General features: G+C 44.2%; 11 protein-coding genes and 1 riboswitch. Of the genes, 2 read left to right on the plus strand and 9 right to left on the minus strand.

Features of this window, described 5'->3' with window-relative positions; genetic code table 11:
- Positions 1–63: 63 nt before the first annotated feature.
- From OB236_RS01440 to OB236_RS01470, 7 genes are all read right to left on the minus strand, one after another.
- Positions 64–1,617 (minus strand): response regulator transcription factor, encoded by a 1,554-nt coding sequence (locus OB236_RS01440; protein ID WP_262682303.1) that lies wholly within the window; start codon positions 1,615–1,617, stop codon positions 64–66.
- Positions 1,604–3,412: a sensor histidine kinase gene (locus tag OB236_RS01445; protein WP_262682304.1), complete on the minus strand. Its 1,809-nt coding sequence runs from the start codon at positions 3,410–3,412 to the stop codon at positions 1,604–1,606. The genes OB236_RS01440 and OB236_RS01445 overlap by 14 nt, the downstream gene beginning before the upstream one ends.
- A 180-nt stretch (positions 3,413–3,592) precedes the next feature.
- Positions 3,593–4,348, minus strand: coding sequence for an MgtC/SapB family protein (locus OB236_RS01450; RefSeq protein WP_076229772.1), 756 nt, complete (start codon positions 4,346–4,348; stop codon positions 3,593–3,595).
- 164 nt (positions 4,349–4,512) lie between these two features.
- Positions 4,513–5,256 (minus strand): glycerophosphodiester phosphodiesterase, encoded by a 744-nt coding sequence (locus tag OB236_RS01455; protein ID WP_262682306.1) that lies wholly within the window; start codon positions 5,254–5,256, stop codon positions 4,513–4,515.
- A gap of 40 nt (positions 5,257–5,296) precedes the next feature.
- Entirely contained in the window at positions 5,297–6,673 is a 1,377-nt protein-coding gene (locus tag OB236_RS01460) for an ABC transporter substrate-binding protein (RefSeq protein ID WP_262682307.1), read from the minus strand.
- A 77-nt stretch (positions 6,674–6,750) separates the two neighbouring features.
- Complete coding sequence (locus tag OB236_RS01465) at positions 6,751–7,575, minus strand: carbohydrate ABC transporter permease (protein WP_076229769.1); 825 nt, start codon at positions 7,573–7,575, stop codon at positions 6,751–6,753.
- Entirely contained in the window at positions 7,572–8,498 is a 927-nt protein-coding gene (locus OB236_RS01470) for a carbohydrate ABC transporter permease (RefSeq protein WP_262682308.1), read from the minus strand. The genes OB236_RS01465 and OB236_RS01470 overlap by 4 nt, the downstream gene beginning before the upstream one ends.
- A 536-nt stretch (positions 8,499–9,034) precedes the next feature.
- Here OB236_RS01470 and OB236_RS01475 point away from each other — a divergent pair.
- Complete coding sequence (locus OB236_RS01475) at positions 9,035–9,835, plus strand: Cof-type HAD-IIB family hydrolase (protein ID WP_262682309.1); 801 nt, start codon at positions 9,035–9,037, stop codon at positions 9,833–9,835.
- A 272-nt stretch (positions 9,836–10,107) separates the two neighbouring features.
- Positions 10,108–10,230 (plus strand): hypothetical protein, encoded by a 123-nt coding sequence (locus OB236_RS01480; RefSeq protein ID WP_256711237.1) that lies wholly within the window; start codon positions 10,108–10,110, stop codon positions 10,228–10,230.
- A 78-nt stretch (positions 10,231–10,308) separates the two neighbouring features.
- On the opposite strand, the gene OB236_RS01485 is transcribed toward OB236_RS01480, so the two are convergent.
- Both OB236_RS01485 and OB236_RS01490 read right to left on the minus strand, forming a co-directional pair.
- Positions 10,309–10,956 (minus strand): cell wall hydrolase, encoded by a 648-nt coding sequence (locus tag OB236_RS01485; protein WP_262682310.1) that lies wholly within the window; start codon positions 10,954–10,956, stop codon positions 10,309–10,311.
- Between the two features lie 42 nt (positions 10,957–10,998).
- Entirely contained in the window at positions 10,999–11,844 is an 846-nt protein-coding gene (locus OB236_RS01490; RefSeq protein ID WP_262682311.1) for a CAP domain-containing protein, read from the minus strand.
- Between the two features lie 7 nt (positions 11,845–11,851).
- Positions 11,852–11,987, minus strand: a riboswitch (cyclic di-AMP (ydaO/yuaA leader).
- Between the last annotated feature and the right edge of the window lie 325 nt (positions 11,988–12,312).

A 12,312-nucleotide genomic window follows, 5' to 3' on the forward strand; every position in this document is an offset into this window, starting at 1 on the left:
TTGAAAAATTATAGAAGAATCTATAATTTCATTGGGTATCTGTTTATATTTGTTTAAAACCTATCATTCGGGTACCCGATAATTCCGATATTCTTTGGGTGTCATTTGATACTGCTGCTTGAACACATTCGTAAAATAATTCGGTTCATCAAATCCGACAGCGCAAGCGATCTCAAAAATTTTCATATCGGTGTTACGCAGCAGCAGAGCTGCCTTGTCCATACGGGTTCGTGTGACAAACCGGGTAAAGCTCTCACCTACCGTTTTCTTGAACAATACACTGAAGTAGCTTGCATTGAGGTGCACATAAGCTGCTACATCTGTCAGTCTGCAAGCTTCATTATAATATTCTTCAATATATTTGACGGCTTTCTCGATCAAATTGTCATTTTTAAGTGCCTGCCAGTTATTAAACAGCAGTAAAAAGTTCTTCACTTGCTCGCTCGCCCACAGGGTGACCTCTTCTGGAGTCCAGTTGGCCTCCGGCATGTCACTGGGGATTTTGGGCAGCAGGCTGTTTTCATCAGGATCGAATTGTTTCTGTATCGTTCCAAGCAAAGCAATCGAAAGCGATAATGCCCCTATCTTCATCTCTTCCGGTGATTTGCTGGACAGCTCCTTAACGAGTCGATCCAACAGCTGCTGAAGACTATCCTCTTGGCCCATCAATATCGCAGACATCAGTTGAACTTCCAATTCCTTGACTCGGGCCTGGTTGGATGACAGTGTTGTACCATAACCTCCTATGCCCTCGCCTGCAGCGTGCGGGTCTACTGATTCATCCCACCCTTTGAACCTGTTGTATAAGCCAGCCAAATGTTTGGCAGTAGGTGCGGCCCCCATCGAAATCATCTCAATCCGAATTTTTAAATATTGTAACGATGCATCCCGAATCGCTGCTTTCAAGCTCTCATCCAACATGCCCGATTCCGCGATCAGAACAAAGCGGTCGTGCTCAACGAGCAGTAGTCTTGCGTGAATTGCTGCTTCTTTCACCAGCTCCTCGACAATGTTGGAGAAAGCAAACTGAAGCAAACTCATATCATGCTTACCGTAATGATGAATAGCCGTGTTCTCATAAACCCAATGCAGCAGCCACAATTCCTGGCCCCTCAGAATTTCGTCCAGACTGCTGGATATAGCCAGCGAATAAGGCAAGTCCATTAAAGCCGCACGCAGCTCCTGATCCTGCTGCTGTTTGTGCTGCACATGCTGCTTCTCCAGCAGCGCATATTTCTCATAAAAGCGCTCGTACGCTTTGTTCATCACCTGATGCACATCTTGCTCTGTACACGGCTTGATCAAGAGATCCAGCGCTCCGTGGCGTACGGCCGCCTGTGCATACTCAAAATTTTTGTACCCGGTCAAAATGACCACCAGCATATCCGGGTAGCTGCGGCGTAAATGCCCGACGAACTCAATGCCATCCATAACTGGCATGCGGATATCGGTAAGCACCAGATCGGGCTTGACTTGGTCCAGGAGCTCCAGAGCAGCCTGTCCATTCCCGGCTTCCCCGACAACCTGCCATCCCAGCTGCCCCTCCTCAAACATCTTGGTCAGTCCCTTTCGAAAATTAGGCTGATCCTCCACGATAAGCACTTTACCTTTCAGCATGCTCCTGTTCTCCCTTCTGAATGTTGATGTTGGGCAATATAAGCCGCATCGTGGTCCCGCTTCCGAGTCCGCTAACAATCTCCAGGCGATAAGGCGGACCGTGTATGAGCTCGATTCTTCTAACGACACTTCTCACCCCAAGGCTTTCCCGCCCGTCCGAACGTTGTGGCAAGGAAGTTCCTTCCCGCCTAAGCAGCAAAGAAATGATCGATTCCTCCATACCGCAGCCATTATCCGTCACTTCGATCTCCAGAAAACCACCAAGGCTGCGTGCTTTGATCAAGAGGATTTTATGTGATACTTTATTGCGGAATCCGTGGACAAATACATTTTCGACAAGCGGTTGAATCAGAAAACGCATAATTTCACATTCGAGAATTTGTTCATCCGTTTGGATAATGGTTTCCAAATCCGCTTCAAACAGCTCCGCCTGCAGCTTGACATAATTACGGATCTGCTGCAAATCCTCTCTCACGGTAGTTAAGGTTTTGACGGGCATTAAAGAATACTTTAACATTTCCGATATCGCAGCGATCAAGGACGCCGTTTCTTTCTCGTTCTGCAAATACAGCTTCCAGTAGATCTCGTTAAACATATTATGCAAAAAGTGTGGATTCAACTGCGCCTGCAGCGCTTTAAGCTCAGCATCTCTCTCACTTAACTGGGTCATATACACTTCCTTGATCAACCGCTCCACATGCTCCGCCATATTATTAAAGCTCTCCGCGATATAAGCCAGCTCATCTTTCGTTCGAATCTGGATTCGCGCCTCAAAATCCCCGGATCGAACCTTACGCAGGCCTTGTAACAGATCTTTAAGGGGTCTAAGCAAATTTCCCGTAGACAGCACAATTAAACCGCTCGTGAGTAAAATGCTGATCAAACCGGAATATACAATTCTTTGAAAAATTTCGCGGTTTTTCTTCTGAATTTCTGTCAATGAAGTACCACTCACCAGCTTGAATGAAGTCGTTTTGGATTCGCCTTGAACAAACATATCATTATGGATAACTTCAGTTTCATTAAGGCTTCTCAGCTGCTGAAGTCTTGCCTCCGAGTCCTGCGGTGAGTTGCTGTAAAGCAGCTCCTTATTCGGATTGAACAAGTGGACATCACCTGTTCCTTCCTTCGTCAATTCTTTGAGCGCACTGGAAAAGAAAGATTCGTCTATCGTGATTACCAGCACACCGTACGTATTTAAGTTGCTATTTTTCATCAATCGGGATGTAATAATCGTTTTCCTAAGCCCACTCGGCTCTATCGAGCTTGGCAAGGCCATATTCATCCATATCAGATCTCCATAGGTATCATCAAGCTTTGAGCGAATGACTCTAAACACATCTTGATCTAGAGTGTTGATCGCTGAGGTGGTGTACTTAAAGTACGTAGAGTTTCCGTCCAGATCATACAGATACATTCCAGTAATATAAGGCGCATCGGTTTTAATCTGAAAAATCTGATCCTCAATTTGCTTTTTATCATAATATACGCTGAATGCATCAAAGCCCTCATTCGAGTTGATTTGTCTAATCATCTTTTCAATTTGCGGATTAAACACAACCGTTTGCGAAATTCGCATAATCTCCTGTACTTTAAGATCCATCTTGGCCAGCGCTTCTTGATTCGTGCTCGAAAACTGTTTGCTGATTTCCTCCTCAAACAGCCTCATATTATACTGGTACGTCAAATAACCGGTTACGCCAAAAGCCAGCAAGATAATGACAGATAAGTTGAGAATCAGCTTTACTCTGAAACTTCTGTTGATTCCTAATAATGATCGAATCCAGATCGGCATCGTAAGTACTCCTGTTATTCAAATAGTAAACCGAATTTCCATACCTCAACATGCTCTATTAGTTAGCATTCTATCACATAATTCGAATACGATTGTACATAAAAATGCACTCCTCCTAAAGATGTGACTTCATCCTTGGAAGAGTGCATGAATGGTTCTGGACAATGTCCAGACTTAAGCTTATTCGGAAAAAACACTCATTTTGGACCCCGTGCTTTTAATAGAAGTTATATGTTGAGACTCTAACGAAAGAACGACGTCCAGCTTCGCGATATGCTCCAGAGCAATAACCAGATTCTCCTGCTTTTGAATTTTCAAGCTGAACAGGATTTGCATGGAGGGCACTGCTAATGGATCGTCCGGCGTACTTTCGTTCGGTATCATTTTCAAATTAACGATGGCAAGATCGTAATCCCCCAAGATCGTCGCAATCTTGCCGAGCGAGCCTGGATTGTCGATAATATGAATACCCACTTCGTGGTATCTTCGATTGCGAAGCAAATGTTTTTCCCATTTATTCAGCAAAAACAAGCTGATCAATACAAGAAACGTACACAGCAAGGCGCCCATATAAAAACCCGCGCCCACACTCAAACCGATTGCAGCAACAACCCACACGGATGCGGCCGTTGTCAGTCCTTTGATCATATTTCCGTTACGGAGGATCGCCCCGGCACCAAGAAAACCAATACCGCTAATGACTTGTGCCGCCAAACGAGCGGGATCCATTCTCACATTGTATTCATTGGCAAATTGCGAAAAACCGTAGCTGGATAAAAGCATGATGGTAGCGGACCCCAGACAAACCAAGATATGCGTGCGAAAGCCCGCTGCATGATTACTCCATTCTCTTTCAATACCGATTAAACCACCCAGGACTACTGCCAAAATCATTCGAACGACCAGTTCCCAATGACTTATTTCCCAAACACTCATCAAATCCAGTCTCCTCTCTTGGTGAAATGGTTAACGCCACATAGCTAAAAAAGCCTGTGTCCAGTTAATATTTGGATCAGGCTTTTTCGTAATTAAGAGTGATTTTAACATTGTCTTCTTAACATAAGGGCAACGTTTTTGGGGGCCTGTCACAGATTATTAGGTTATTGCGATTCCCTGCCTTGGTATAGCGCACCCAATCGGCCCGGATAGTCTGTAATAATCCCGGAAACCCCGATTTGGGTCAATCTTAGCAGATCGCTTTCTGCGTTCGCTGTATAAGGATATACATAAAGTCCACTCTCTGTAGCTTTCTGTACATCCTCTGCATCCAACAGTTGATAATAAGGGTGGAGCGAATACACATCCACATCAAAGCTGCGTGCGTAAGCAGTCGGGTCCAATAAATTGGATTGATACAGCAATCCGATTTTGGCTTCGGGCTCTAACAGCTTAATCCGCCTCACACACTTATGGTCGAAGGATGAAATCACAACGTTATTCAGACGACTTCTTTGCTTCAGTAAGTCTAACAGTTTATGCTCGATTTGACCTTCGTATGCATACTTAATTTCCACATTGATCATGATCCAATCGGGCACAAGGTCCATAACCTCATTCAAGGTCGGAATGGTCTCTCCCTTATATTCGTCTCCAAACCAGGAGCCCGCGTCCAAGGTTTTGATTTCTGACAGTTTCTTCTCCACAATACGGCCTTTGCCGTTGGTCGTCCTATCTAAGGTCAGGTCGTGGCATACTACGATTTCACCATCAGCGGTCAAATGAATATCCAGTTCGATTCCTTCACATCCTTGATCCAAACCAAGCTGGAAGGCACCCAGAGTATTCTCCGGGGCCATCCCTTTTGCTCCTCTATGTGCAATAATCATAGGTTTATTGTTTGACATACTTTACCCTTTCTGCTAGGGGCCGCAGCCCTCTTTCGTTTTATTTTACCGTTTTGTTATATTGTTGAATTTTCGAGCTGATCTCTTTGGAGGCTCCATCCAAAGCTTCCTTAGGTGACCTCTTGTTGTTCAGCACCTCTTCGATCGCACCTTCGACGATTTGTCTGGCTTCAGGGAATACACCGATGACTGCGCCTTGTGTAGCCGTGTTCAGCTTGGTTTGGTGCAGCTGATCAATAGCGGTCTGGAATTGCGGGAACTTTTTGAGGTTTTCTTTAACCGTATCGTCATCATAAGCCTTTTTAGTGATTGGGAAGTACCCGGTGTTGATATGCCAGTAGGCTTGCTCTTTAGGTGATGTCAAGAATTTAATGAAATCCCAAGTCGCCTTTTGCTCATCATCCGGTCTATTATTCATCATCCATAAGCTCGCTCCACCGACAACGACGCCGCCTTCTTTGGCATCCGCAGGTTTAGGCAGGTATCCGGTTCCGACCTCGAATTTACCAGCTGCACTGTCTACAAGCCCTTTAAGTGCTGCTGTGGATTCCAGAATCATACCCACTTGCCCAGCCGAAAATGCTTTTTTGGAATCATCTGTTTTACGTCCCAGGTTGTTGGCGGCTTTCGTATCGACAAGGTCCTTCCACCAAGTCAATGTCTTCACCCCTGCATCCGAGTTCACCAGCGATTCTGTAGCCGGCGAAGTTCTGCCATTCCCGTTGTTTACATATTCGGCTCCCTGGTTAGCGAAGAACTGCTCAATAAACCAGCCATAAATCGCAAAGTTGGCACCAGTAGCTTTACCGGATTTCGTAATAGCATCAGCCGCTGTTTTCAACTCCTCGTATGTCTTTGGAGGTTTGGCGGGATCAAGACCAGCTGCTTTGAACAAATCTTTATTGTAGTACAGTATAGGATTAGACGTATTGAAAGGCATCGAATACAGCTTGCCACCCAATGTGTAGTAACCAGCAATATTCGGCTCCAACTGCGAAATGTCCCATTTATCGGCATCAATGAAATTTTGCATCGGCGTAATCGCCTTGGAATCGATCATAAAGCGGCTTCCGATTTCATACATCTGGACAACGGAAGGGCCTTCATTCGTGCCCATCGAAGCTTTCAGCTTACTGAGCAGGTCGTCATAGCTGCCCTGATACACAGCCTCTACCTGAACTTTATTCTGGGATGAGTTGTAATCGGTCACCAGCTGCTCAACAACCTTGGTATTCGATCCGCCCATAGCATGCCAGAATACAACTTTTTTCGGGGCACTACTAGCCTTGCTTTCGCCTGCCTTGGGCGCTTCTGTTGTTTTTTTAGCACCGTCGCCTTCACCCATATTTACGTTACATCCAGCTAGAAAAATCATAATGGAAGCCATTAGTAAGCCCGTAAACCCTTTTTTTCTCATCGTTTTTCCCTCTCCTCATTCAAAGTGATTGCATATATGACAGGCCTGATAATAAAAGCCGGATCATTAAGTCTTGTTTATCCTTTTACAGCTCCTGCGGTAATTCCGCCTACCAGCTGCTTAACACCCATACCTAATAAAAGAAAAGAAGGAAGCAGCACCAAGGTAACACCTGCCAAGATCAGGTTCCACGACATAACCTCAGCATGCTGGAGCATACCGACACCGATTTGCACCGTTCTCATCGAAGGTCGATTCGTAATTAACAATGGCCATAGATAGTGGTTCCAATGCGTCAGAAAAACATAAACCCCAAGAGTTGAAAGTGCCGGTCTCGAAAGAGGAAGAACAATCGAGAAAAAGTTTCTGATATGTCCGCAGCCATCGATTTTTGATGCATCGAACAGCTCGTTTGGCAGCTGCAGAAAAAATTGGCGAAGTAGAAATACACCGAATGCTCCCGCCATAAAAGGCACAATCAAACCTTGATAGCTGTCCATCCAACCCCAGCTTTTAATCGTCAAGTAATTCGGAATAATCGTAACTTCCCATGGAATCATCATAGTAGCGAGAAAGATCGCAAACAACGCGTTTTTCCCTTTGAACTTCATGAAGGAAAAGGCATAGGCGGCTAAGCTTGATGTAATGACCTGGCTCACCATGATTGCCGATGACACGATAAAGCTGTTTAAAATGAAACGGATAATGGGAAAGCTTTCGATAGCCTGCTTGAAATTCCCCAAATACAATTGGGATGGGAATAAGGGCGGTGGGAAGTTGGAAACTTCCTTCTCCGTCATGAAGGACGATAATACGCTAAATAACAGCGGATACAAAACCGCGAGAGCCATCAAAAGCAGCAGCAGGTACTGAATAACCGGTGTGATTCTCTTTGCAATCATTGATAATGCACCTTCTTCTCCAAAACTTTAAACTGGAACAAGGTCAAGGCCAGGATGATCAGGAACAAAATCAAAGCCTGTGCGCTCCCGATCCCAAAACGGAAATTAACGAACGCGTCCTGATAAATCGAATACACCACAACATTGGTTGAATTCATAGGGCCGCCTTTAGTTAAAATGTGAATTTGCCCAAATGTCTGGAAAGCACCAATTACTGATACAATTAGGGCAAAAAAGATCGTAGGCGTCAATAGTGGCAAAACAATTTGGAGAAATGTCCGTACAGGTCCGGAGCCGTCAATTTTGGCGCTTTCATATATTTCCTCAGGAACACCTTGAAGTCCGCTGGATAATACGATAAACAAGAAGCCCATGTTCATCCATATCGTCATGAGAGAAATCGATATTAGTGCCCAGGAAGGGTCGGTTAACCACGGAATGGGACCGATATGAACAAAGCTTAAGAAATAATTCAGCATACCCGCTGTTGGGTGAAACAACAAAAACCAGATAATTGAACCGGTACCTACAGAAATAACAATAGGCAGTGAAAAAATAAACTGGAAAACCTTCATCCCACGCAATTTGTTATGCGTGATCGCTGCCAAAAAAAGGGACCAAATGATCGAAGTAGGTACAGTTAACAAAATGAACAGTAAACTTACTTTTAAATTCGAATAAAATTGACCTGAGGTTAACAAATCCGCGAAATTATCCAGCCCAACGAACTCAACGACCCTTCCACGAGGATCAGTAATGGTCATGCTAAGGTATACAGATTTCAGCATAGGGTAAAATAAAAAGGTTATGAACAGAATCAGGGAAGGTGCCAAAAACAAATAGGCTAACAGGTTTTCTCCTAACTTTTTCTTTCTAAGTAATGCACTATCTGCCTTAATTAAAACGCTTTCATTGGATGACAATTTGCATACCCCTTTCTTAGAAAAGTTACGTTTATCAGTTGTGGGAGCGTTCCCTTCTCACTCACAGATGGTACCTCTGCCGAGTTGAAGCTCCCTTCCTTGAGCCGGGATACTCAGATGTTCGCTGACACGGTCACTCAGCTTTTCTGGGTAACGCGGGTACACATTTAGAGAATAAAAAAACACATAAAATGCTTTGTTATAAAACAAGCAGTTTATGTGTATCTCCTATTCTCCTACACAACTATTAACTTGTTTTCATCATACACGGTAGTAGTCAATTTTGTCAATAAAACGTTTACAATTTCTTAACATTAAATTTTTTAACACTTTTATAGTACCCAAATAGGCCATTTTTATTGACCAATGTCTATTTATTTCATAGAAAGAATGAGCGTTGGTTCATGCTTCCTATCGAATCGTCTGGTTTCCCGATACCCGTAGTGTGTCATTCATAATCAACTGTCAAGCCAGTGCGATGTTCCCGTTTCTCATGTATAATAAGAGCCGTAGACAGACAAAGGAGTGGATCCACGATGTACAAAATGCTGGCAATCGATATCGACGATACGCTGATCAACGACCGCAAGGAAATAACCGAAGGAACCAAGACGGCTTTGGAAAAAGCTTTGGCGCAGGGCGTTACCGTGACACTGGCAACCGGCCGGATGTATGCATCCGCCAAACAAATGGCTGCCCAGCTGGGCTTGAATGTTCCGCTCATCACCTACCAAGGCTCGTTGGTGAAAAATTCCGAGGATGGCGCAACGATTTATGAACGTACAGTTCCCACTGACGCGGCACGTCATATTTTTGCATATTGCGAGCGCAATGGGCTTCATCTGCAAACATATTTAGACGACATTTTGTATGTACAAGCAGATAATGATAAAAGCAGAGATTATGCTGCACTATCGAAGATCCCTTATACGGTCTATCCTGAGTTCCACGAGCTGGCGGATAAGCCATCAACCAAGCTGTTAATTATCGATGATCCCGGACGATTGGATGAAGTGGCGGTAGAGCTTCGCAATGAAATCGGTCATCTCGTACATATTACGAAATCGAAGCCTCACTTCCTTGAAATCGTGAATCGTGAAGGTACAAAAGGGCATGCGATCCGCTTTTTGGCTGAACGGTTTGGTTATGAGATGTCAGAAGTTATGGCGATTGGCGACAGCTGGAACGATCATGAAATGCTGGAAGCTGCGGGTTTTGGTGTGGCGATGGGTAATGCCGTGGAATCGCTTAAGGAAATTGCCGATTATGTTACCTTGTCGAACAATGAGGATGGAGTTAAGCATGTCGTGGAGAAGTTTGTTCTGCAAACAACTTAATAGCTCTAACCGGCAGACAGGTTACAATGCCGTTTTAATGAAGAGAATCATAACGAAAAGACGGACTCCCGAAGGAATCCGTCTTTTTTTGGGGTGATCTATGGGTTAGCATGGGAGCAGTTGGCGGCTTCTCCCACATCATATCATACGTCAATTTATCTATCTTGGAACGACTTGTTCCTCCCGTACAAACGCACATTTTTCATGAGTCCAATCCATTAGCCTTTTGCCTTCATAACATACATTAGGTGAAATGGAAGGGGGTTGGAACTATGGGATATGTAGGTGGAGTTGGCGCTTCTTGTGGCAGTTGTGGAGGTTACGGTTTGGGAACTACCACAGGTGTTATTCTGGTTCTGTACATTCTGCTTGTTATTATTTTGAGAACATTCTAATATGAGTTAGACAATAAAAAGACAGTGACCGAAATAAAGGGAGCACGCTCCCTTTATCGATTACTGTCTTTCACACTCTTATTTGGCAAAAATATGATTTCCGATGGTTACGGTCTGGGGTCGAGACCAGATCCACTTGCTGGTAGCGGTTATTGGATTGAAATAATAAAGTGACTGATTCGTAGGATCCCAGCCACGCAAAGCATCCTGCGCCGCCAAATATGCGGTTGCATCAGGGGTCAGCGTATATTGTCCGTCATCGACAGCCGTGAATGCCCCCGGTTGAAATACAACATCATGAATATTATTGGGGAACTGACCGGATTGTATCCGGTTCATGATCACGGCTCCGACAGCAACCTGACCCTCGTATGGTTCACCACGAGCCTCGCTATAAATAACTTTGGCCATAATATCCAACTCGGCCTGATTTAACGAATAGTTTTTTAGCGATTTCCACGTTTGATCGCCGACAACTCCGTCAGAAGTTAATCCATAATCTTTTTGAAACTGGCGAACGGTTGCCAAGGTTTGTGAACCAAATTGTCCATCCAGTACATGTTGATCATAACCTATTGTTCTTAAACGGAATTGCAGATCCCATACATCTCCGCTTGATATTCCCTTTGTTAGTAGAGCCGCCGCTTGAGCCTGGTCCGTATGCACAGTACCCAGACTCATAAGAAGCAGCGCGATCCCCACAACAAATGCTTTCACTCGCTTCATCCGTTGTTATCTCCCTTCGCTTAGGCAAAAGGGGTTATATGCTTAATTCGCAATAAATTCCTGAACCCACTCGCCATTATAATAAGATACACCAATTTTTGTATAATTAGGATTCATAATATTTTGTCGATGTCCTTCACTGTTCATCCAAGAAGTCATGACTTCCTGCGGAGTCTTTTGACCCATAGCAATGTTTTCACCGGCATACGTATACTTGATGCCATACTGGTTCATCATATCAAATGGAGAACCGTAGGTCGGAGAATTATGATCAAAATAATGATTATTGTACATATCCTTCGCTTTATCCAGTGCCATAGCTGATAATGCATTGTCGCTAGTCAGCGGATTCAGACCTGCCTTCGCGCGCTCCTGATTCACCAGGTCAACTACTTGACTGGCAAAGGTTGATTCAGTTGTCCCTTGCTGAACAGCAGAGTCTGTACCTGAACCTGTTTCCACACCTGTTCCAGTTCCTGTATTTGTACCTGCACCAGTATCTGTATCTACATTAGTACCTGTATCTACATTTGTGTCTGTATCTACATTAGTACCTGTGTCTACGTTTGTTCCAGTATCTACATTTGTGTCTGTATCTACGTTTGTACCTGCGCCAGTTCCTGAACCGAAGCCCATTCCTTGGCCTAATCCTTGACCTGTGCCTATGCCAGGAAGATTCAATACCATACCAGGCCAAATGTTATTGCCATTGGTAATCTGTGGATTGGCTTTAAGCAGATCACTTAAATTAATTCCTTGCTGCTTGGCGACCACCGACATCGTATCGTTACCTGTAGTTACCGTGCATGGAGCAGCTGAAACAGCCGTGGCTCCAACCATCGTACCCAGAGCGAGTAAACCAGTTAATACAGATTTCTTCAAAACCATTTTGAACATCCTCTCTTTTTTGCGGCCTATGAGGTTAGCTGACGGGTTCGGATCAAAGAGTAAGGACCCGGCCATGAATATGGCTTCACCCCAAATAATAGGTTCCCCCATGCCTCTATTAGAAGCTTCGGCCTGAATTGTGTCTCTTAAAAAAACAAGATGAGCAGCTTGGAAACTCGCTGTCTTTTTAAGAGAGTTTCATCTTAACATGGGAAAACCCGAAGTACACTGATCAAAGTTTTCCAATCTATTGGATATCCGATGTACAATTGGATGAGTTCCGAAGAAATTGGCGATGTTTCATTCATCATTATGGATCAAGGAATCCTCAATAAAAGGACAGGTCGAATGCTATTATTCGTCTGTCCTTTTCATACGTGCGAAATTTAGCATGAAGGACAAACGATCATACATAAGATAAAAGATGTAAGTATGGATGTAGATTTCTAACTTGACCCTTCAGGAGGA

It is taken from the genome of Paenibacillus baimaensis (assembly GCF_025567575.1).

Coding starts and splice junctions, on each gene's coding strand:
- OB236_RS01440 (WP_262682303.1), bottom strand. CDS start 1,617: ATGCTGAAAGGTAAAGTGCTTATCGTGGAGGATCAGCCTAATTTTCGA.
- OB236_RS01445 (WP_262682304.1), bottom strand. CDS start 3,412: ATGCCGATCTGGATTCGATCATTATTAGGAATCAACAGAAGTTTCAGA.
- OB236_RS01450 (WP_076229772.1), bottom strand. CDS start 4,348: ATGAGTGTTTGGGAAATAAGTCATTGGGAACTGGTCGTTCGAATGATT.
- OB236_RS01455 (WP_262682306.1), bottom strand. CDS start 5,256: ATGTCAAACAATAAACCTATGATTATTGCACATAGAGGAGCAAAAGGG.
- OB236_RS01460 (WP_262682307.1), bottom strand. CDS start 6,673: ATGAGAAAAAAAGGGTTTACGGGCTTACTAATGGCTTCCATTATGATT.
- OB236_RS01465 (WP_076229769.1), bottom strand. CDS start 7,575: ATGATTGCAAAGAGAATCACACCGGTTATTCAGTACCTGCTGCTGCTT.
- OB236_RS01475 (WP_262682309.1), top strand. CDS start 9,035: ATGTACAAAATGCTGGCAATCGATATCGACGATACGCTGATCAACGAC.
- OB236_RS01480 (WP_256711237.1), top strand. CDS start 10,108: ATGGGATATGTAGGTGGAGTTGGCGCTTCTTGTGGCAGTTGTGGAGGT.
- OB236_RS01485 (WP_262682310.1), bottom strand. CDS start 10,956: ATGAAGCGAGTGAAAGCATTTGTTGTGGGGATCGCGCTGCTTCTTATG.
- OB236_RS01490 (WP_262682311.1), bottom strand. CDS start 11,844: ATGGTTTTGAAGAAATCTGTATTAACTGGTTTACTCGCTCTGGGTACG.